A 19,818-nucleotide genomic window follows, 5' to 3' on the forward strand; every position below is an offset into this window, starting at 1 on the left:
GCCAGGGGATGTCGCCCGCAGGCGCAGGACTCATCCGCCGGCCGGGGGATCCGGCGCCTCTATTTTCGTCCAGGAGCTGCTCCAGCCAGCACCACCCCGGAACGAATCCGCTACCACGCGTGGGCCAAGCTGTCGCCTGCTGAGCCGTGACGGCTCAGAAGGCGAATGCCGATGCGCCTTGGGTTTCCTTGATGCATGAATTGGCGAACGTGTGCTCGTAGTTCACGCGCGTCCCTCGCCATAAACCTTGGATGGTGACGACCACGGGCCGGTACTCCTTCGTGCAGGGTCGCCCCGCCTCATTTCCGCGGAGGGTGGCCAGGCGTCCGAGGTCCCCGTTCACGCGATCCAGTTCCGCACAGGCTTGGCGCGGGTCGGGGTGCGTCCCCGAGGTGGTGTACGCACAGTTCAGCGTCACAGCGCGCTCCGGCGTCGTGGTGACGGCCTTCTCTCCGTGGCCTGTGGTGAAGACCAGAGCCGAGGGGGCGTACAGCGAAGCGGGGGCGCTGTGAGCGGGCGTGCTCAACGGTCCCGTTACGGCTGCGGTGAGCAAAGCTCCTGACATTGCCCAGCGTGTCATTGGTCGCATGGTGTGTCTCCTTCTCCTTGCGGTGCTGAAGGGCTTCGAAGTACCCGTCCTATTGCCTCCGTTTCAGGGAGGACAAGAATGAACCGCTGCGAACGCTTCGATTCGGACCAAATTGCCCATTGAATCAGTGGCTTGATTGGCTGAGCGGTCTTTATGGCTGGGGAGGTGAGGGGGCTTTCGCGTTATCCGTCGGTTGCGGGTGTGGCTGAGGGGCCCGGGGTGTGAAATGGCCTGAATGTTGTGAGCGTGCCTTGGTTGCCGCAATGCGCTGGCGTACAGCGCAGGATCATGAGGCAGGGCGCTGACATTCGGCCGGCTGGTGGGTCGGATATCCCGTCAGGGCGGTCTGGTTCGGCTGGCGTGCTTGTCTACGGTCTCGACCTTCGACGGGACATCTGCCGGGAGATCCGCCGGTTCAAGCCCGACGTCGTACTCGGCACCGGATATGAGGTCGAGATGCCCTACGGCTTCGACCAGGCCGACCACCGTGCGGCCGGGTTCGCAACACTCGATGCGGGCGACGCGCCAACCGGTGGGTCTTCGCGGAGCAGGTGGATGACGAGGAGCTCGAACCGCACGCCGTGCGCCGGCTCATTGTTCCCGGACTCGCCGGCTCCGGCGCGACCCATGGCGTCGAGGTCACCGGTGAGCCGGTGAGCCGGTGCCCCGGGGCGTCGCCTCGCACGAGGCGCACGCTGTGTACCTGGCCGCGCTCCCGGACCATTCCGCCCCCGAGGACTTCATCCCGAAGTTCACCGCGATGAGTGGCAAGGCCATGGGCGTCGAGCACGCCGTCCTGTTCGGGGTCCATGACCTGCGGGCATCATCGGAGTTCTTCCTCGAATCCGTGCAGGGCTGACCCGGGGTCACCTGTTGGAGCTGACGATGTGCCCGTCAAGCTCCTTCATCCGGCTTTGCCGTCGGTTCGGTGGGCTTGGGCCGGGCAGCGGCTACGGCGACGGCCCTCTGTTCCGCACATGTCGCATAACGGGGGGCCGTCGTGCGGACGCGGCGTTCTTCGTGTTCGGGAGCTCTCACGCGGGCGTCATGCCGAGGTCGTGGCGCAGGCGGTTGCGCTGTTCGGGGCTGAGGTTGGCGGAGACGGTGGCGAGCGTCTGGTCCGCCGGCCATGGCGCGTTCTCGACGACCTCGCGCACGATCGCCTCACGAGGTGCGGGCGGCAGGGCGGGCAGCATTCTGTGCAGGTCGGTGAGAGCCTCCTCGGGAGGGCGGGAGGCATGGAAGGCAGTCATGACGGCGGCGAGCTCCTTCTCGCCGGCGAACTGCCACAGCGCGGGCATCGCGACTGTCTCTTCCAGGTGCAGGTGGGCGAGGTAGGCGCTGATCACCTCGCCCAGCGCCAGATACAGGGCGTGCTGGGCCTCGGGCAGCGCGTCGGCAGAGATGCCGGGCAGGGCCCGCGCCCGGTCGTCCAGCGCGGCGAAGGCCGAGTCGAGACGAATGTGCTCGGCTTCCAGCGCGTCGGCTGCTTCCGGCGCCCGCTCCCGCAGGAGTTGGTGGATGTAGGTGTCCTCGTGGTCGGCGTGCTCGCGCAGCTCCTGCGTCATGGCAAGGCAGCGATGGGCCTGCTCGGCGGCGGCGCCGGTCTGGGCGATGTCCGCTGCTCCGAGTTCCACGGCGAGCGTGAACAGTCGTGCGCGCTGCCCCATGTGTACGTTGCGGTAGAGGAGGAGGGGCGCGATGTCGGACGAGACGGCCCTGCTGATCGCCGACGTGCTGGAGGCTGCCGGGGCGCTGCGCCGCCTGGGCGAGCAGACCGCGGCGGCGGAAGGGTTCACCCAGGCCCGGTGGCAACTGCTGAGCGCGGTTTCCGAGGACCCGCTCACTGCCCCTCAGGCCGCGCGCCGCCTCGGCGTCAGCCGCCAGAACGTCCAGCGGGTCGCCAACGACCTCGTGTCCCTCAGGCTGGCGACGTATGAGGCCAACCCGGACCACCGCGGCTCGCCCCTGCTGGCGCCGACGCCGAGCGGCAGCAAGGCGCTGGCTCGCGTCACCGCCAGGGCGACGGACCTGAACCGGACGCTGTTCGCGGCCGTACCCGCCGAGGAGATCCGTGCCACCAGGGCGTCCCTGCGCCGTCTGCTGACTGAACTCGACCGCCATGAAGGGGCGGAGGGCAAGCGGTAGGCACTGGTGCCGCTCAGGGGGCTTGGTGGCGGCGTCCGCCGCCAACTCGCCCGACGGGCCCCGGTCGCGTCAAGCAGCACACGGTCGATGCAGGCCGACTCGACACCGCGCCACCCAGCCGGGAAGGCCCCGGCCAGGTGCTCCTGCCGCAGTCGCACCGTGAGGGCTCGGTCCGCGCTCGCTGAGTCTTTTCAGTGCGGCCACTGATCGGGTTTGGCCGACGGGCTGCGCAACGCACGAAACTTCCGTGCCGTTGGGGGAAGTGTTCGAAGCCTCAACCCACCGGCACGTGGGCCGTGTTGGTTCGGTTGATTGCTCGGGCGGGGGTTCAGTTGGTGCGGGCCGGCGGGTCGGCGTATGTGCCGTGGAGCATGCCGGTGGCTTGTCCGACTTCGATGAGGTAGCCGTCCGGGTCGCGCAGGTAGCAGCGCACTTCGGCTTTGCGGTCGATGGGTGGTGTGAGGAATTCGGCGCCCTTCGCGCTCCATTGGCGGTGGCATGCCTCGATGTCGGCGACGCGGAGGTTGAGGAAGCAACTGACCGTGGTCGGGTCGGTGGGCGGGTGGAGGGTGACGTCAGGCTTGTCCGGGGTGGGGCCGCCGCCCGGGTTCATGATGATCCATCCGTTGGCGAGCTTGATGGTGCAGGGGTTTTCCTCGAGTACGACCTCGCCGCCGAGGACGTCGGTGTAGAAGGCGCGGGATCGGGCTACGTCGGCGACCGTCAGGAAGTGGGTGAGGAGGAGCCCGGAATCCGGGGCGGGAAAGCCATCACGGTGCATGCAAGACCTCCAGATTGATCGAACATTTCATCCATAGTGGTGGATAAGTGTCCGTGGGTACGGATGAACACGGCCGAGAGGAGGGCATCCGTGCCGGTCGCGGGACCTCCGCTGGCCAGTGCCCGTCGACGTGGGTTGCCGCAGGACACGGCAGTGCCGGTGGTGGACGTACCGCTGAATGCCCAGGACCGTGTCCTGCGTGGTGAGGCGGGTGTTGGCCGAGGCAGGGGGCGGGGGCGTGGCGTTGGAGTGTTCTGCGTGGGCCCGTCCCGGCGGCTGGGCCGGCCGGGAGAGTCTGATGTGGTGTTCCGTGCGCGTCTGCTGAGTGGCCAACAGGCCGCACGCACATAGGTCGCGAAGTGGCCCCGCCCGGTGTGGTGCTGGTTGTCACCCTGTCATTTGTCAGGGCCCCTGGGGCCGCTCTGTTTTCTAGGGTTCGAGTTGTCTTCCCGACCACCTCTGGCTGCATCGCGGGGGCGCGCTCCGCAGGCAGGAGGGGGTCTCCCTTGCTGCAGTGCGGGCCCGCCCCTGTCCGCTCCGCCGGTCAGAGTCTGACCACGCCCTTCAAGCGCACCGGTCCCTACCCGCAGTACCAGTTCCGGGTGTGCGGCTGGCTGGTCTTGGGCGGTCGGATCCGCTGCTCCAACTGGTGGTAGATCCCGCTGCCCTGCCCTGTCCCTGCCGCTCACCGTTCGCCACTGACCGTTCACCGCGAAAGGCGTGACTCTTGCGCAGACTTCTAGATGGCGCTGCCGCGCTCGCCCTCACCGCCGCCGCTGCCCTGCTGATCGGCGCAGCCGCGGGGCCCGCCACCGCCGATGCCCCCGCCCCTGCCGATGCTGCTGCCGCGGCCCATGCCTCCGGCGTTGCCTCGGCCGGGGCCGCCGTTGTTGCTGCCGGGCGGCCCGCGCAGGTCGTTCCCGCGTCCGTCCAGGTACCCGACGGTGTGACCGCCGGGGCTGCCGTGTTCGACCGGCAGACCGGTACTTTCACCGAGCAGCTCAACACGAGCCTGCGCTTTCGGTCCGCTTCCGTCGTCAAACTGCTGCTGGCACTGGACTTCCTGTGGAACCGGGGCCCCGACTACACGGTGCCCGCCGCCGACCGGGCCCGGCTGGAGCCGATGCTGCGCAGCAGCTGGGACGACGCGGCCAATCACTACTGGTCACAGAACGGCGGCCCGGCGATCATCACCCGTATGGCCGGCCGTCTCGGCCTGAAAGACACGGTTCCGCCCCCCACCGGGCACGAGGGCTACTGGGGCTATGCCTCGCTCTCGGCCCGTGACACCGTGGCCATCTACCGCTACCTCCTGGATTCGGCACCGGCCCCGGTACGCGACTTCGTCATGGGCAACCTGCGCCAGTCCACCCGCTGCGCCTCGGACGATTTCGACCAGCACTTCGGCATTGCCGGAGCGTTCGAGAAGCCGTGGGCCATCAAGCAGGGCTGGGCGGGGTCGTCGTACGAGGAAGGCACGTGCGGCCCGCCGGGCACGGTGGCCGCGCCGCGTACGGCGGATACGGCAGCCGCGTCAACTGCCCAGGCACCGGCACCGGCACCGGCACCGGCACCGGCACCGGCACCGGCACCGGCACCGGCCCAGGACCAGGACCAGGCTCTAACTCCGCTTGCCGCGAGTGTGGACCTGACCCGGCCCGCGCTCCACAATACGGGGACGGTCGGCGCCGGCGACCGGTTCGTCGTGGCGGTGTTCACGCTGCATCCGGTCGGCACGTCCTACGGGAAGGCGTTCACGGACATCGGCCGGCTGACCCGCTCGCTGGATGTTCCGGGTGCGGCGCGGCCTGCGGGGTGGTGGTACGGCACGTGGAGCAGTCATGTGAACGTCCGCCGTGACCCGTCCACACGTGAAGCGCCGATCACGCAACTGCCCGCCGGGGCCGAGGCGTTGGTGGGCTGCCAGGGGCGGGGCGAGGAGGTAGAGGTGCCGCCGTACACCAATGACTGGTGGGCCTATCTGCCTCAGTACGGCGGCTGGATCTCCAACATCTACATCAGCTCGCCCGACAACCGGCTGCCGGACGTCAAGGACTGCTGACCACGGCGGATGTCAGTGGTTGCTGTGTTCGGCGGACGTCAGGGGTTGCTGTCCTCGGCGGACTTCAAGGGGCTGCTGGGCGCGGCCGCTCGATGCCTGGGGTGGCACGAAGGCGGCCGCGCCCTCACCGCTCGTACTCGGCGAGGAAGCGGAGCACTGTCTCCACGTGCGGCCGCACGCGTTCGGGGACGCCGCGCTCCTCGATGACGGTGCGGTCGCTCGTGCGGTAGCCGGCTGCGATCAGCGCGGGGAGGTCCTCGGTGGGCAGCCGGGCCTGCTTGAAACGCTGGTCGAGCCAGCACACGTACAGGCTCATGGTGTGGATGGCGTCCGGCGGTGAAAGGTGGTCCTTGTCGCCGTCTCCGTCCCCGTCCACGGCCCAGGCCCTGAACACCGATGGTGTCCACATGGCGATGCCGTGCTCGTCGGTGGCCGGGCGGGCCGCGTTGGCGTCGAAGCCGCTTTCCGCCTTGAGCAGCGCGGCGAGCAGCGCGGGTGTGACCTCGGCGTCGGTGCAGCGCCGGGCGGCACTGATGATGACCGGCCGCAGCGCTTCGGGTACGTCGGAGTCTTCCGGGATTTCCCCGGTGGCCGCGACGGGCGTACCGGTGACGGCGGCCGGCGTGCCGCGCCCGCCGCCACGGGCGCCGTCCTCGTCATCGTCGCTGCCGAACAGTGCGAACCCGGCGACGGCGACGGCAACGGTGACGGCGGCGGTGGCGGCTGCGGCACCGGCGAGCGCCACACCGCCGGTCGGCAGCAGCCGGAGCCTGCGGCCACGCCCCCGGAGAGGGCGTCGATGCGGGCGGCGAGGCCCGCGGCGGTGTGCGGGAGGCGGGCCGCGTGGTCCGGCGCCAGACAGTCCGCGATGAGCCGGCGCCAGTCCTGTTCGAGCCCGGCATCCAGACGCAGTGGCGCGCTGCCGCGGGCGTAGGCCTGCGCGGCGAGCGAGCGGGCGCGGGCGGTGGCGCCGGAGAACGGGTGAAGGCCCCCGGTGAGCACCTGATGGGCGAGCACGCCGAAGGCCCAGATGTCGGCGGTCGGGCGGACCACCGATCCGTCGGCGCCGGTGCGCTGGGACCACCACTCGGGCGGCAGGTGGTCGAGTGTGCCGAGCGGCGGCATATGGGCGTGGGTGCCCTCGAGTTCGGTGGCGAGGCCGAAGTCGGCGAGCCAGACCTCGCCGTCCCCGCCGAGCAGCACGTTGGCGGGTTTGAGGTCGCCGTGCACCCACCCGGCGTCGTGCATATGGGCAAGCCCGGCAGCAACGCCCCGCAGCAGGCCTACCGCATCGAGGATGGGGCGGCCGGTCCCGGCGGCGTCCAGGACCTGGCGCAGGCTGGCCTCGGCACGGTCCATCACCAGCGCGATCGCCCCGTTGAGCGCGGGCAGCTCCGGCGCGTCGACGGTGCACACGGCGCGGGTCCGCACGAGATGCGGATGGTCCGCCTCCGCGCTGAACCGCACCTCACGCGCCACCAGTTCACTGAGCGCGGCACGCTGGCCAGGCGCCAGACCGCCGGTCGGCAGCACCTTCACCGCCGCTGTCGTACCGTCCGCGACGGAGCGGGCCTCGTACACGGTGCCCCAGCCACCGGAGCCGATGACCGCACCCAGCTCCCAGCCCTCGATACGGAATCCCGCCGGCAGACGCGGCGCAGGTGCCCCCAGCGTGCTGTCCCCGGCGCCTGACGTCTCCCGTGCGCCGTCACTGGCGTCTGCTGAGGTCACGCCCCAGCCTCCTGCACCAGAGGCCGCCTGCGGGACGGCAGCAGAGCGAGGTGCTCTTCGCGTACCAGACCGAAACGCAGGGCGAGGGAGGCCAGCCGGGCACGTTTGGCACCGGTACGGCCGTTGCCGTCCGCCGCCCCGGGCTCCTCGCCAAGGTCCAGGCGCAGTTTCGCAAAAGCCAGATAGTCGATGTGGTAGTTCACAGCCGAGCGAGTCAGGCCACGGCAGCTCTCCAGCGGACGCAGCCGCTCCGCGATGTCCCCGGCCCCCGGCAGCGCACCGTCCGACCCCTCCCGCAGGCGCGGCTCGCACAACGCCACCAGCACCAGGAAATACTTGGCCGTCACATCGAGCGCGTAGGGAAGCACGGTCTGCTCACCCGCGCCCGGCACGGACCGCTCGTCCAAGAAGGCGTGCTGCGGGGCGAACACCTTGAACTCCGCCGTCCCGCTCAGCGCCGGCAGCACAACCCGGGAAAACTCGAAAGGCACCGGCGCCCCGAGCCTTCTCGGCGCAACGGTGATGTACTCACCGGCACCCTCCAGGTTCTCCACCACATAGGCGCAGTCACAGCTGAAGTTCGACAACCGCCAGTAGTCCTCGGCCGCCTCCAGCCGCCCCGCCCGCCGGGAGATCCCGGGATCGGGCAAGACGATCGAGACCTCGCGCCCACCGGGCACCCCCGGCCGAAGTCGGCAACATCACCCGGCCCCATGTACAGCAGCCCTGGCCCGCCCGCCCCAGCAGCACCCGGCCGCATCGGACCGGACGGCTGGACAATGATCGTTTCCACGCCGACTCTCCCCCCGAAATGATCGCCAGGACTGCACAGGCGGTACCGGTTACCGCCGGCCCGGCGCGATACATGTACGCCCACATCGCAACTCCCGGCGACGGATGGTCAGTCCGGCCCCGGTCGGCACGACACCGAGAGCATCACCGGTCACAGCCACCGCCGCAACCTCCCACACCCGTTGCCCTGCCCTGGAACCGTCCCTCCCCGGCTGGCCTGCAGATACGTAATCGCCTGGGATACCCCGTCGCGGCCGCGTCCCGTGCGAGTCCTGCGGCTGCGGGACGTTGCGTAGCGTGGAGCGCTGGCGGGTGACGGCGCAGGTGCCTGCCGGATTCGGATGCGTTCGCAGTCGCCGCCCGCAGTGACAAGTCGCCCAAGGCCGGGGGCGAGGGCGGTGACGTCCCGGCCGTGGCGCCCAGCGAACGCTGCGGCGAGGACCACTGCCACGTCCTCGGGCCCGCAACTCCTCCGCTGGCTGGTGTGCCGCACACGGCGGTCACACCCTGAGCAGCTACGGCAAGTACACCTACCCGCAGTCCGAAGATCCGGCCGCTGCGCCAAGCGGGCGGCACACCCGGCCGCATCCAACTCCCGCTTCAAGGGCGCACCGTGTGTCCAAAACCCGAACCCGCGATCCTGAACTGCCTGAACTCCCTGAACTGCCCTGCAGGCGACAGCCTTCGCCCGTCCGCGGGCTCGCGGCGGTCTGCCGTGGACGTCATCTCATATGGCCGGTTCGGTAGGCTGCTGGCCGCGGCGGGAATCGTGGAGCGCGTTCCCCCATCGTCGGCAGCAGGAGCGGCCCCGCCCGCTTGGCGCGGCGCTGCACAAGGGCGCTCTCCACCCGGCCGATGCCCGGCAGCGCGGCCAACTCGTCGGCCAGGTAGTCGTACAGGGCGCCGGTGTCACGGCACTGGACCATGGCGAAGACCGATGCCCGGCCCGTCGTGACGGCGGCGAAGGCGACTGCGGAGTGCTGTGACAGTGCCTGCGCCACCTCGCCCAGCGCGGCCGGCACCACCTCCAGCCACAGCAGCGCCTCCACCGGGAAGCCGAAGTGCGCCGGGTTCACGTCCACCTCGAAGTGCAGCACCCCGGCGTCCCGCAGCCCGGCGACGCGGCGGCGCACGGTCGAGGCCGACCACCCGGTGACGGCGGCCAACTGCGCGATGTCCGCCCGGCCGTCCAGGGCCAGTTCGCCCGCCAGCCGCGCCTCAGCCTCGCCCCAGCCGGATAGCTCGGCGTGGGCTTCCGGGCCGTCAGGCGACTCGGGTGCGGGGCTGAGGAGGGCCGCCTGCTCGGACGCGTCCAGCGCGCTCGTGCGGCCTGTCCAGCCGCCGACCCCGGCCACCGGGCGCAGCACGCAGCCCGCCTCGATGTCTCGTATCCCCGGTGCCCGCAGCAGGTGGTCGAAGAGCAGCCGTCCGTCGTCCGACCCCGGGCCCGGAGTGCGGACCATGCAGGTCAGCCGCGTCCCGCCGGCCAGCGGGGCGATCCACGAGGTGTCGTCGCGCTGTGCGAGGGCGGCCGTCAGCGTGTCGGCGGCGTCCGGCGTGCAGTCGATACGGACGAACCAGTCGAGCATGCCGATCCGCCGGCTGTCCACGAGCCCGACCACCCGGACCACCATGGCCGACCGCAGCCGGTGGTAGCGGCGCGCGACGGTGCGCTCCGGGACTGCGAGCACGGTGGCGATCCTGCTGAACGAGGCGCGCCCGTCGATCTGGAGGGCATGGATCAGACGACGGTCCAGCGCGTCGAGCGTGACGGATTGCGCCACGCGATCCCCTCCCAGTGTCCGATCACGTCCATCCCGCCGACTTTACAGCGTGCAGAGGAGCACCCGGCAGGACGCTGGTGGCGACCACCGAAGAGAGGCAGACCATGCTGACCGTCCTTCCCATCAGATACGTGGCCGATGTCGAGGCGTCCCGGGACTTCTACGCCGGGCTGGGGCTCGTCGTCCGGCAGGAGCCCGGCGCGGCCGTCTGGGTCCGGCTGACCGCCGCCGCGGGCGCCGTCGGCGTCCATGCCGCCGCCGTCTCACAGGGCCGGCCACCCGGCGTCACCGAACTGGGCTTCGCCACGGAGGAGCCGCTGGCGCAGGTCGCGCAGCGCCTCGAACGCAACGGCTACCCCTACGAGCTGGTCGAGGAGAACTTCGGCAGCAGCATCCGCGTCACCGACCCGGACGGAGTCGTCGTGCAGATCCAGCACATCGACCCGGACACCGTCCGCAGGTCCGCCGCGGCCGTGGCCAACGACTCCGCCTGACCAGCAGACGCGGGAAGCACTCGGCCGGCCCCACCCCCGGCACTCGCAAGACAGACCGTCACGGCAGGAAGATCCGGCATGGAACCGCTCGTCACACTCGTCGCCGTCACCGGCCTGCTCCTGCTCGCGGGGACGCTCGGGGCCGTACGGCTCCGTCGCCCGATCGCTGCCCTGCGGGGCGGCCTTGCGGCCATGTTCACCCTCACCGCGAGCGCGCACTTCGTCGGCATGCGCGAGGAGCTGGTCGCCATGGTGCCGCCCGCCCTGCCGGCCCCCGGCCTGCTCGTCACACTGACCGGCATCGCCGAACTCGCCTGTGCACTCGGGTTGTTGTGGTCACGCTCGGCCCGGGTCTCGGCCGCCATGCTCAGCGCGATGCTGGTCGCGATGTACCCCGCCAACGTCTACGCCGCCGGCGGCGACGTGCCCTGGTATGACGAGCTCGGCCCCCGCACCGCCATGCAGGCCGTCTTCCTGGCAGCCACCGTCACGGTGCTGGTCCGCCACGGCCGGGCGGCACCGGGAACCTCTGTGGCCCCCTCGCCCAGCTCCCCGCGACCGCGACCGTCGTCGGGCCAGGGCGGATGACCGCAGCGATCCGTGATCCGGACCGACGTGAGGTCGGGCTACCTGGACGTCATCCGTAGACGGCCGTTGAGGAGGAGCGGACCAGATCAGCCCTGCGGGATCAACGGTGGGCAGGGACTGGGCGGTCGGCCCGACACCGCTTCGTCAGGGCCGTGCATGTCAACGAGGTCGCCGCCGCCGTGGGCACGCAGCGGCACCTGGTGAGATCGTCGGCATACCTGGGGCTTCCGACCCTTGTTCGGCTTGCCCAGGGGTGTCAGTACCTGCGGACACGGTCTCTGGCACGCGGTGGGCTTTCACGCGTTCCTGCTCCGCGCGCAACGGTTGCCTCCCGGCCCTGTCCGGAGGTCAGGTCTCCGGGAACTGGCCCATGGCAGGGCCTCGCCGATGCCGACGGTGAAGGGGTCGTCGATGGCCTGGAGGCAACCCGCCGGCACAGGCCGCCCAGTCCCACCGCTCGCCCGGGCCCAGGCCCCGTACCCAGCTGCTGGTCGGGGACCGTCCTATCCGCGCCGGGTCCCTCCGGCTCTGCGCCCGATTCCCTTCCCCTTGCACGGCTATGGGAAGTTTTGGGGTGCATCGCTACCCTCCGCCCATGATTCCCACGGTGGTTTGGGGCACAGGCAACGTCGGCCGCGCAGCCATTCGAGCTGTCGCGGCACACCCGATGCTCAGCCTGGTGGCCGTGCTGGTGTCGACTCCCGCCAAGGTCGGCAAGGACGCGGGCGAACTCAGCGGACTCGACCGGCACCTCGGGGTGGCGGCGACGGATGATGTGGACCGGGTTCTCTCCGATGGCCCTCGCGCGGTCGTGTACGCGGCCTCCGGTGACGTCCGTCTGGACGGCGCGATCGAGGACATCACTCGCGCGCTCCGCGCCGGCGCGGTCGTCGTCACACCGTCCGTGTACGGCATGTACGACTGCGCCAACGCCCCGGACGAGATCCGCGACGTGCTGCTCGAGGCCGTCGAGGCCGGCGGCGGCTCGCTGTTCGTGTCAGGTGTGGACCCCGGCTGGGCCAACGACATACTCCCGCTCCTGATCAGCGGACTGGCATCCGACATCGACACCATCCGCTGCCAGGAGATCTTCGACTACTCGACGTACGACCAAGAAGAAGCAGTCCGCCACCTGATCGGCATGGGACACCCCCTGGACTACCAGCCGCTGATGCTCGCCGACGGCATTCCGACGATGATCTGGGGCGGACAGCTGCGGATGATGGCACGGGCCCTGGGCGTCGAACTGGACGGCATCGAGGAGACACTGGACCGCCGTCCGCTCGAAAGGTCCGTCGTCACCGACACGATGGGGGAGTTCTCCGCCGGCACTCAGGGAGCGGTGCGCTTTGAGGTGCAGGGCGTGGTGGAGGGCGAGCCCCGCATCATCGTCGAGCACGTCACCCGCATTCACGCCACCTGCGCCCCGGACTGGCCCGCACCGTCGGACGGCGGAGCCGGCGCACACCGCGTCATCATCGAAGGACGCCCCCGCATAGAGGTCACGGTCGAGGCCACGGACGAGGCAGAGAACAGAGCTGCCGGCGGCAACGCGACGGCAGCCGGCCGTCTGGTGAACGCCATCGACTGGCTCGCCGAGAACGAACCCGGTATCTACGACGCACTCGACATCCCGCTGCGCCCCGCGGTGGGCAAACTGGGAAAGAAGTGATCATGCAGATCGACATCCCCGAGGGCGCCGAGCCCATCCCGTACGTCTGGGGCGACCTTGTGCCTGAGATCGGCCGGGCAGCCAGCACCTTCTCCCTGGCCGTCTATGAATACACGACCCTCAGGCTGCGCGAGTTCGAGGCCGCCCGCCTGCGCATCGCGCAGATCAACGGATGCCTGTTCTGCCTGGACTGGCGCACCGAACGAGATGGAGAGAAGGTCGAGGACGGGTTCCTCGACGCGGTCACCCAGTGGCGGACTACGGACACCTTCGACGAACGTACACGGCTCGCCGCCGAGTACGCGGAGCGCTACGCACTCGACCACCACAACCTCGACGACGAGTTCTGGAAGCGGATGAAGGCGCACTACAGCCAGGCCGAGATCGTGGAGCTGAGCATGAGCATCGGTTCATGGCTGGCGTTCGGCCGTCTGAATCATGTGCTGGGGCTCGACAGCGTCTGTGTACTGCCGTCGGCACAGGGTTCTTGAGGCACCCCTCAGCACACTGGCGCCGACGAGGCACTACGAGCTGCGGGCCGGGGCCGCATCGGCCACGGCCCACAGTTGTCCGCGCGACGCCCTGACGGGACGTGGGAACGGTCAGAGGTCCTCGGCGATGATCTTCTCGATGTTGCGCTCGGCGAGCGCGGTGATGGTGACGAAGGGGTTGACGCTGACGTTGCCGGGAATCAGCGCACCATCCATCACGTACAGCCCCGGATGGCCGTGCAGGCGGCCGTAGTTGTCGGTGGCCTTGTCGAGGACTGCCCCACCCAAGGGGTGATACGTCAGGTGGTCGCCCCAGATCTTGTAGGCGCCGAAGAGATCTGAGCGGTAGATGGTCCCTTCCTTGGCGTTGATCTTGTCAAAGATCGTTTTTGCCATGGTGATCGACGGCTGCTTCCATGCGGTCTGCCAGTCCAGTTCCACCTTCCCCGCCGAGGCGTTCCACGTGAACCGGCCGCGGTGCGGGTTGTTGGTGATCGACAGGTAGAACGACGCCCAGGTCTCGATGCCGGTCGGCAGCGGCGCCACCTCGGCGAACGCACCCCCGCTGCCCAGTTGTCGATACCCGCTGTCGGGATCGACGACTGCAGCGCTCCGGTCGGGTCCCACAGGTGGTTGGCCCGGCCGCACATGACGTTGCCGTTCTCGCCCCATCCGTTGCCGATCTCGTTGTTGAGGCCGGGGAGCGCGCCCGTAGCCTTCAGACGGACCAGCAGCTTGCTGGTGCCGACACTTCCGGCGGCGAAGAACACCCATTGCGCACGCACCGTCTTGGTGGCGGTGACAGCTCCGTTCGTGTCGAGCTGCTCCATGGTCACGGAGTAGCCGCCTGTGGCGGGCGTTACCGCGGTGACCCTGTGCAGCGGTGAGATGCTGACCCGGCCGGTCGCGCGGGCCTGTGCGAGATAGGTCTTCGGCAGGGACTTCTTGCCGTGGTTGTTGCCGTACAGGATCTCGCCGGCCAGGGCCGACTTGGTGGCCGCGCCTGTGGCCTCCTGCTTCATGTAGTTCCAGTCGTAGACGTTGGGGACGAACATGAAGCGGAAACCGGACCGCCCGGCGTGTTTGCGGCCTACACGCGCGTACTGGTAGCACTCCGTCGTGTCGAACCAGGCCGGGTCGATCGTGCTGACCCCGAGTGTGCTGTTCGCCCGCGGGTAATACACGTCGTACATTTCGTCGGCGTCCACCGACGGAAGCACTCCGGGGAAGCGGCTCCTCTCGGGGGTCACCGCCATACCGCCGTTGACGAGGGAGCCGCCCCCGACTCCTCGCCCCTGGTACACCACGATGCCGCCCATTTCCTCGGCGTCCAGGATTCCCGTGTACCGCGGCACGTCCCGGTCGAGCGGGAAGCCGAGGAAGTTGCTCAGGGGCTGCTTGGTCCGTGTGCGCAGCCAGAAGGAACGGTAGTCGGGCGTGGTGGTGTTGGCGAAGATCTTGCCGTCCGTACCGGGGGTGTCCCAGGCCATGCCCATTTCCACCATGTGGACGTCCACGCCGGCCTGGGCGAGACGGAGTGCGGTGACGGACCCTCCGTACCCGGTGCCTATGACGAGTGCGCTGACCTGTGCGCCGGGTTCGATCAGGGCGGCCTCCTGGGGGAGCGGCGCAGCGGTCGGCAGGTCGAATGCGCCCAGAGCGGCGGCGCCTAAAATAGAACCAGTTCTACCAATGAACCGACGGCGGGAAAGGCCTCTGCCTTCCAGTGTGCCGTGCGATCTGGGGTCCATGTAGATCCCCTTTCTCTCGCATAATAGAAACGGGTTCTACTAAGAAATGTGAAACAAGTCACGAGAAACCTACGGGTAACTTGACTGCTGTTCTCGGTTTTCCCGCATCAGGAATTAACGGATAACGCACCTGTCTCTTTGGTCCCGCCTCTTTGGCATCGATTCAAACCCGCGAATCAGGCCCAACGGAACTGATCTCTATTGATCGCGTCGCCTGCCGACGCGATGTAGGAGCCGGTGATCTCGCGTCGTCCTGTGCCGGCACTGGCCGACGCTCAGGTGTCGGTGGCCGATGCGACTCCGGGGTGCGCTCGGAGTCCCCACCCGCACCCAGGCGATGGTGACGAAGCGGCTGTAGTACACGGGCGGGCAGCTGTACGGCGCCTCGGTCGACCCCAACCTCGGTGCGGCAGCGGGACTTCGCACGCTGGACTGATCGGCACATGGCAGCGCCGGCCTGCCAACCCGTCCAGGGGCTATGCCGCCCGGTCGGCAGGGGCTCGACCTCAACCCACCGGGCGCAGCAGATCACTCTGGAATGCTGGACCGTGCAGACGAGCTGCTCGCGATGGTGACGCCGCCCTTCTCGACACGCTCCGCGCCGTCTGCTGCGAGGACGACGCGCACAGACTCGGCCTCTACCTCCCAGGCCGCGATGCCCCCGACCCGATGGGACAGGGCGACGACGAGTACAACGACTGCGCCGTGCTCATCGAGGCGTGCGCGGCGCTCCCGGCATCTCCGAGAGCCCACTGGGCACGGACGGACCTCAATCGGACGGGGTGACGAGTGCTGACGGCGGGTCAGGGAGGCATCGGTGAACTCCGCCGGGGAAACGGGTCGTTGGGACAGGCCGCACGTGGTCGTCATGGCCAGAAGCCTCGCGGGGATGCTCACGGCACACGTTCTCGCTGGGCACGTCGACCGGGTGACTGTCGTGGAGCGCGACGGGTTCCCGGACGGGACGGCACGGGACGGACAAGACGGGCCGGGGCCGTGGCCGGCGTACCGCAGGGCTGGCATCCGTATGTGCTGCTGGAGGGCGGACAGCCGGCCCCGGAATCGCTGCTGCCGGGTGTTCTGGCGGAGCTGCGGGCGGCGGAGGCACCGCGGGTGGGCCTCCGTGGGATTTGGTGCTTTGGCAGGATGACCGCGGGTTCCGCCGGGTGCCGGCGACGACGCACACTACTCCGGTTCTCGCGGCCGGCTCGGGGAGCTGATGCGGCAGCGGGTACTTGCCAACCCGGTGGTCAGCACGGTGGAGGGGACTGATGTCGTCGGGCTCCTCGGTGACACCTCGTGCGTGCGGGGCGGGTGCTGCTGCGGGACCGCTCCGCGCTGACGCCCGAGCAGAACAGCGACCGTCGAGGCCGATGTGGTCGTCGACGCCTCCGGTAGCGGCACGAAGGGATCACAGTGGCTCACGGCGATCGGAGCCGACGCCCCGCGCCGGGAGGCCATCGACACAGAGCTTGCGTACCCCTCGCGGGTCTGACGCGGCCGGAGCGACGTACTCGACGGTGACACCGCCGGCTACTACGTGTGCCCGTGCCCCGACCGAGTCCACGCCTCGGCGGTGCGCTGCCGCTGGAGGACGGCAACCATCTGGTCGATGTCCCGGGACTGCGCGGCGACGAACCGCCCACGGCCGACGACGTTCGTGACGTACGCCGAGGTGCTGCCGCATCCGCTCCCTGCACGCTGCGTCCAGGCCTCCCACGGGGCGCCCCCAGATCTCTGGACCCCTGATTCGATTCGGGGGCTGCCTGGCCAATCACCCGCCACAGCAGGGTTGCGTCCCCGTGCGGCATGCGCTGCCGCGATCGCCTGCTTGTAGGTGCCGAGTGTGCTTGCTCATGGCCGGAGGGGATCGGCCACAAGTGTGGTGGGGCGGCGACACCGCACGCGGCCTCACAGGCAGTGTGCGGTGTCGCCGCCCCTACTGCGCTGGCGGGCCTGCCCGTTATGCAGATGGGCGCGCCGCGCGTGTCAGAACCGGCCACCGGTCATACGGGTGATCGGGCCCAGCGTGCGCCGGCCCGCACGTCGACCCGCCGCGTACGACGTCGCACCAAGCACGGTCAGCCCCGCGCCCACGCCCGCGACGAAAATCCTGCGGTTCGCGATGAGCGTCCAGGTCGACTTGGCGAAGGCGGCAGCCCGCCCCGAGGCGGAGACGAGGGCCTGACGACCGGCCTCGACGCGCTCGGCCGTCGTGTGGGCGACCGCGTTGGTCGCCTTGGCCGTCTGCTCTGTCACGTCAGCGGCAGCTGACGCCGCCTCACCGGCCTTGTCAGCAGCCTTGCCCGCCGCCTTGGACGCCGGAGCGGTCGCCCGCGACGCGGTGCGACGGGCCTTGGACTCAGCCACCTTCGCAGAGACGGAATCTTGAGTGGTGTCGTTGTTCGATGGGTTCATGGACATCGCGTTGCCGCTCCGCCCGACAGCAAACATGTTCGACCAAGACCACCTGCCTCAGGTCGGCGCGCACCCGCACGCCAACAGACCCGCCTGACGGAAACTGCGTCGCAGAGCCCTCGATTGGTGTGTTTGTTCCTCACATGGGCGGGACAAGACGGGGCACCCGTGTGTCCGTCCGTCAGTGAAGGGAGCCGATCATGGTAGTCGTCGCCGTAGTTGCCGTTTGCGTGGTCCTGGCCGTTCTGGCCTTCCTCGTCCCACGTCTTTCCCGCCGTCCCGAACGCGGCACACAACGTACGCTCGGGGTCGGGGCGCGGGCCGGCGGTAAGGCGCCCGGCGTACTGGGGCGGCTCTTCAGCAAGCCCTTCCACACCAGTTCGCGCGCGGTGAGCCGGAGCGGTTCGGCAGGTCGCCGCTCCCGCGGCCGCATGCCCTTCTGACCGACTGTGCGGGCCGAGCGGGACGTCTGATGGCCCGAAGACGCGGCCAGACCGGTGAGCCCTGCTGCACACAGCATCAGCACGCGGCTGAAAAAGCGGTACTCGGGCGGCTGGGGATCCTCCCGCGCCTATAGATCGTGCCGCGCGTCGCGACCAGGATGAGGGGAACCGCGCCGGGCACGCTCTTCTCCTCCAGAGGCGGTTCCACCGTTGGGCAGCTCAACTGCTCCGGCCTCGAGAGCGGTCGATGCCGGCATCAGCTTCGTCATTGGCGTCCACCATGTCCGGCTCGGCAGCGGCCCAGGGCAGAGACTCGAGACGCCTGCGTGTCCACTCTCGCCCGGCGCGCACTTCCTTGGACATGGGGAACGAGTGCGTCCACCCCATCGCCTTCACTGCCACCGTGCCGTCCCCGTCTCCCGCGTCCCTTGGCAACGCACGGGTGAACCGAGTGCCCGGTGACCGCCTCAACGGACAAGAGACACCGCTTCATCATCGACGGACCAGCAGCACCCGATCCGCCAGCGGCAGCACCAGGGCCGCCCATCGCCAGGACCCTTGCCACGACGCTCCCGCACCACCCGTAACAAGCCCTCGAACTGCCGCATCCGCAGCCCCGTGAAGGTCTCCACCCACAACGGATCAAGCTTCAACACGCTTTGGACGTCGTTCCGTGTCGAGCACCCAGTGCCGTCAGCGCCGCCACAGCCATTGCCGTGGTCGCCGACGGCAGGGCGAGGGGCAGGTGCGGGGCGAACTCGGGGGAGTGGTTGGCCGGGAGTGCCGCGAAGCGCTCCGCCGTGTTGCCCGCGCTCGCCGTCGCGGCCCACTGCCGCGGGCCCACCACGCCGACCATCCAGTAGCCGAGCGGCACCCCGGGTACCCGTGGATCTCCCGCCCGGCATCGCCGTACAGGCCGAAGTCCTCCGTCGCCATCGACGCGGGCCACGCGGCCACCCGCTCGGCGCCCAGCGCCTCTCGGTGGGCGTCACGGATCGCCACAGTGAGCTTCTCGTCCGGCAGGGTCACCGGCGAGCGGGACACCATGGTGATCTCCGGTTCGCGCGGACAGCCGGACGCGGTCGCCTCGGCCCGCACGATCCGCTCGACCGCCGCCACGGCGCGGTCCAGCGCCGCCGGGGTGAGAGCGCGCACGGTGATGCCGAGCGCCGCGCTCTCCGGTACGACGTTGCTGTGAGTGCCGGCGTGGAGCGAACCGACCGTGAGGGTCGTCTGCTCGGCCGGCGCGCTCTCCCGGGCGACGATGCCCTGCAAGCGCATCACGACCGCCGCGGCTGCGAGGATCGGGTCCACCGTCAGCTGCGGCGCCCCGCGTGGCCGCCACGCCCGTGCAGCGTGACGTCGAGGCCGACGCTGCCCGCCAGCACCGGCTGCCCGTGCCCATGGGCCACCATTCCGCCCAGCAGCGGCGCCGTGTGCTGCGCGAGCACGGCGTCGGGGCGGCCGAAGCGGTCGTAGAGACCGTCCGCCAGCATCGCCCGCGCGCCCGTCAGGGTCTCCTCCGCCGGCTGGCCCACGACCACCACCGAGCCCCGCCAGTGCGGACGCGCACGCGCCAGCAGCGTCGCCGCGCCGAGCACCGCGGCTATGTGCAGGTCATGCCCGCAGGCGTGCATGTGGGGGCCGTCGGCGGCGTACGGCAGTCCGGTGTGTTCCCTGACCGGCAGTGCGTCGAGTTCGGCGCGCAGGTACACGCGCGGGCCCTCGCCGTTCGTGAGGACGCCGACCACGCCGTGTCCGCCGATGCCGCGCGTCACGGTGCACCCCTCCGCCTCCAGCGCGTCCGCGAGGCAGGCCGCTGTCCGGGTTTCCGCGCCGGACAGCTCCGGGTGCTGGTGCAGGTCCATCGCGAAGGCGACGAGTGGGCGCAGCACGGCGTCCAACTGCCGCAGGACGGGCTTGTGTCGGCCGGTGGGGGCGGTCTCGGCGGGGCTCATCCGGGCATGGTCCGGCGGACCTGCAGCCAACTGCCGTCAGATCGCTGGCAGAACAGTGGCAGATCACTGACAGATCGCTGTCACTTCGCTGACCGAACCGCGGGCGCGCTACTGGC

General features: G+C 69.8%; 17 protein-coding genes and 3 pseudogenes. 8 read left to right on the top strand and 12 right to left on the bottom strand.

What is annotated here, in order from left to right:
* Positions 1-154: 154 nt before the first annotated feature.
* Positions 155-589: a subtilase-type protease inhibitor gene (locus tag OHO27_RS42225; protein ID WP_328430178.1), complete on the bottom strand. Its 435-nt coding sequence runs from the start codon at positions 587-589 to the stop codon at positions 155-157.
* Between the two features lie 661 nt (positions 590-1,250).
* On the opposite strand from OHO27_RS42225, the gene OHO27_RS42230 reads away from it, so the two are divergent.
* Positions 1,251-1,448 carry a hypothetical protein gene (locus OHO27_RS42230; RefSeq protein WP_328430179.1) on the top strand — a complete coding sequence of 66 codons (198 nt, stop codon included), beginning with the start codon at positions 1,251-1,253 and terminating at the stop codon, positions 1,446-1,448.
* A gap of 175 nt (positions 1,449-1,623) precedes the next feature.
* Here OHO27_RS42230 and OHO27_RS42235 read toward each other — a convergent pair whose 3' ends face one another.
* Complete coding sequence (locus OHO27_RS42235) at positions 1,624-2,259, bottom strand: hemerythrin domain-containing protein (protein WP_328430180.1); 636 nt, start codon at positions 2,257-2,259, stop codon at positions 1,624-1,626.
* A 31-nt stretch (positions 2,260-2,290) separates the two neighbouring features.
* On the opposite strand from OHO27_RS42235, the gene OHO27_RS42240 reads away from it, so the two are divergent.
* Positions 2,291-2,737: a MarR family winged helix-turn-helix transcriptional regulator gene (locus OHO27_RS42240; protein ID WP_328430181.1), complete on the top strand. Its 447-nt coding sequence runs from the start codon at positions 2,291-2,293 to the stop codon at positions 2,735-2,737.
* Positions 2,738-3,065: 328 nt separating this feature from the next.
* Here the strand turns inward: OHO27_RS42240 and OHO27_RS42245 are convergent, their stop codons facing one another.
* Positions 3,066-3,518 carry a VOC family protein gene (locus tag OHO27_RS42245; protein WP_328430182.1) on the bottom strand — a complete coding sequence of 151 codons (453 nt, stop codon included), beginning with the start codon at positions 3,516-3,518 and terminating at the stop codon, positions 3,066-3,068.
* Between the two features lie 727 nt (positions 3,519-4,245).
* Between OHO27_RS42245 and OHO27_RS42250 the strand changes: the two genes are divergently transcribed.
* A complete protein-coding gene (locus OHO27_RS42250) occupies positions 4,246-5,580 on the top strand; it encodes a hypothetical protein (RefSeq protein WP_328430183.1) in 1,335 nt (444 codons plus the stop codon).
* Between the two features lie 124 nt (positions 5,581-5,704).
* Here OHO27_RS42250 and OHO27_RS42255 read toward each other — a convergent pair whose 3' ends face one another.
* The 4 genes and pseudogenes from OHO27_RS42255 to OHO27_RS42270 all read right to left on the bottom strand — a co-directional run bounded on the left by OHO27_RS42255 (position 5,705) and on the right by OHO27_RS42270 (position 9,887).
* A complete protein-coding gene (locus OHO27_RS42255; protein ID WP_328430184.1) occupies positions 5,705-5,896 on the bottom strand; it encodes a hypothetical protein in 192 nt (63 codons plus the stop codon).
* A complete protein-coding gene (locus OHO27_RS42260; protein ID WP_328430185.1) occupies positions 5,893-7,311 on the bottom strand; it encodes a serine/threonine-protein kinase in 1,419 nt (472 codons plus the stop codon). Before OHO27_RS42260 ends, OHO27_RS42255 begins: the two co-directional genes overlap by 4 nt.
* A pseudogene (locus OHO27_RS42265) lies at positions 7,308-8,104 on the bottom strand (serine/threonine protein kinase). Before OHO27_RS42265 ends, OHO27_RS42260 begins: the two are co-directional and overlap by 4 nt.
* A 721-nt stretch (positions 8,105-8,825) precedes the next feature.
* Entirely contained in the window at positions 8,826-9,887 is a 1,062-nt protein-coding gene (locus OHO27_RS42270; RefSeq protein WP_328430186.1) for an Lrp/AsnC family transcriptional regulator, read from the bottom strand.
* A gap of 104 nt (positions 9,888-9,991) precedes the next feature.
* Here OHO27_RS42270 and OHO27_RS42275 point away from each other — a divergent pair, with 104 nt between their 5' ends.
* The 4 genes from OHO27_RS42275 to OHO27_RS42290 all read left to right on the top strand — a co-directional run bounded on the left by OHO27_RS42275 (position 9,992) and on the right by OHO27_RS42290 (position 13,132).
* On the top strand, positions 9,992-10,381 hold the full coding sequence (locus tag OHO27_RS42275) for a VOC family protein (protein ID WP_328430724.1): 390 nt from the start codon (positions 9,992-9,994) through the stop codon (positions 10,379-10,381).
* A gap of 78 nt (positions 10,382-10,459) precedes the next feature.
* Positions 10,460-10,969: a hypothetical protein gene (locus tag OHO27_RS42280; RefSeq protein ID WP_328430187.1), complete on the top strand. Its 510-nt coding sequence runs from the start codon at positions 10,460-10,462 to the stop codon at positions 10,967-10,969.
* A gap of 595 nt (positions 10,970-11,564) precedes the next feature.
* The gene (locus OHO27_RS42285) at positions 11,565-12,641 is read left to right on the top strand and encodes an NAD(P)H-dependent amine dehydrogenase family protein (protein ID WP_328430188.1); all 1,077 of its coding nucleotides are present in this window, start codon (positions 11,565-11,567) and stop codon (positions 12,639-12,641) included.
* 2 nt (positions 12,642-12,643) lie between these two features.
* Positions 12,644-13,132 carry a carboxymuconolactone decarboxylase family protein gene (locus tag OHO27_RS42290; RefSeq protein WP_328430189.1) on the top strand — a complete coding sequence of 163 codons (489 nt, stop codon included), beginning with the start codon at positions 12,644-12,646 and terminating at the stop codon, positions 13,130-13,132.
* 111 nt (positions 13,133-13,243) lie between these two features.
* Here OHO27_RS42290 and OHO27_RS42295 read toward each other — a convergent pair.
* Positions 13,244-14,883: pseudogene (locus OHO27_RS42295) on the bottom strand (GMC oxidoreductase).
* 1,989 nt (positions 14,884-16,872) lie between these two features.
* Positions 16,873-17,337: a hypothetical protein gene (locus tag OHO27_RS42300; RefSeq protein ID WP_443059676.1), complete on the bottom strand. Its 465-nt coding sequence runs from the start codon at positions 17,335-17,337 to the stop codon at positions 16,873-16,875.
* 164 nt (positions 17,338-17,501) lie between these two features.
* Here OHO27_RS42300 and OHO27_RS42305 point away from each other — a divergent pair, with 164 nt between their 5' ends.
* The gene (locus tag OHO27_RS42305; protein ID WP_328430191.1) at positions 17,502-17,744 is read left to right on the top strand and encodes a DUF6411 family protein; all 243 of its coding nucleotides are present in this window, start codon (positions 17,502-17,504) and stop codon (positions 17,742-17,744) included.
* Positions 17,745-18,245: 501 nt separating this feature from the next.
* Here the strand turns inward: OHO27_RS42305 and OHO27_RS42310 are convergent.
* The 3 genes and pseudogenes from OHO27_RS42310 to OHO27_RS42320 all read right to left on the bottom strand — a co-directional run.
* Positions 18,246-18,352, bottom strand: a pseudogene (locus tag OHO27_RS42310) (IS5/IS1182 family transposase); the annotation flags it as partial.
* Positions 18,353-18,437: 85 nt separating this feature from the next.
* Positions 18,438-19,058 carry a peptidase dimerization domain-containing protein gene (locus OHO27_RS42315; RefSeq protein ID WP_328430192.1) on the bottom strand — a complete coding sequence of 207 codons (621 nt, stop codon included), beginning with the start codon at positions 19,056-19,058 and terminating at the stop codon, positions 18,438-18,440.
* Positions 19,059-19,060: 2 nt separating this feature from the next.
* Positions 19,061-19,702: a M20/M25/M40 family metallo-hydrolase gene (locus OHO27_RS42320; RefSeq protein ID WP_328430193.1), complete on the bottom strand. Its 642-nt coding sequence runs from the start codon at positions 19,700-19,702 to the stop codon at positions 19,061-19,063.
* Positions 19,703-19,818 lie beyond the last annotated feature (116 nt).

Source organism: Streptomyces sp. NBC_00443 (assembly GCF_036014175.1).
Classification (GTDB): domain Bacteria; phylum Actinomycetota; class Actinomycetes; order Streptomycetales; family Streptomycetaceae; genus Streptomyces.

Bases quoted from the DNA above. Each gene is read 5' to 3' on its own strand.
- OHO27_RS42225 (WP_328430178.1), bottom strand. From the start codon at position 589: ATGCGACCAATGACACGCTGGGCAATGTCAGGAGCTTTGCTCACCGCA.
- OHO27_RS42290 (WP_328430189.1), top strand. From the start codon at position 12,644: ATGCAGATCGACATCCCCGAGGGCGCCGAGCCCATCCCGTACGTCTGG.
- OHO27_RS42240 (WP_328430181.1), top strand. From the start codon at position 2,291: ATGTCGGACGAGACGGCCCTGCTGATCGCCGACGTGCTGGAGGCTGCC.
- OHO27_RS42305 (WP_328430191.1), top strand. From the start codon at position 17,502: ATGGTAGTCGTCGCCGTAGTTGCCGTTTGCGTGGTCCTGGCCGTTCTG.
- OHO27_RS42320 (WP_328430193.1), bottom strand. From the start codon at position 19,702: ATGAGCCCCGCCGAGACCGCCCCCACCGGCCGACACAAGCCCGTCCTG.
- OHO27_RS42255 (WP_328430184.1), bottom strand. From the start codon at position 5,896: ATGAGCCTGTACGTGTGCTGGCTCGACCAGCGTTTCAAGCAGGCCCGG.
- OHO27_RS42275 (WP_328430724.1), top strand. From the start codon at position 9,992: ATGCTGACCGTCCTTCCCATCAGATACGTGGCCGATGTCGAGGCGTCC.
- OHO27_RS42235 (WP_328430180.1), bottom strand. From the start codon at position 2,259: ATGGGGCAGCGCGCACGACTGTTCACGCTCGCCGTGGAACTCGGAGCA.
- OHO27_RS42280 (WP_328430187.1), top strand. From the start codon at position 10,460: ATGGAACCGCTCGTCACACTCGTCGCCGTCACCGGCCTGCTCCTGCTC.
- OHO27_RS42285 (WP_328430188.1), top strand. From the start codon at position 11,565: ATGATTCCCACGGTGGTTTGGGGCACAGGCAACGTCGGCCGCGCAGCC.
- OHO27_RS42300 (WP_443059676.1), bottom strand. From the start codon at position 17,337: ATGTTTGCTGTCGGGCGGAGCGGCAACGCGATGTCCATGAACCCATCG.
- OHO27_RS42245 (WP_328430182.1), bottom strand. From the start codon at position 3,518: ATGCACCGTGATGGCTTTCCCGCCCCGGATTCCGGGCTCCTCCTCACC.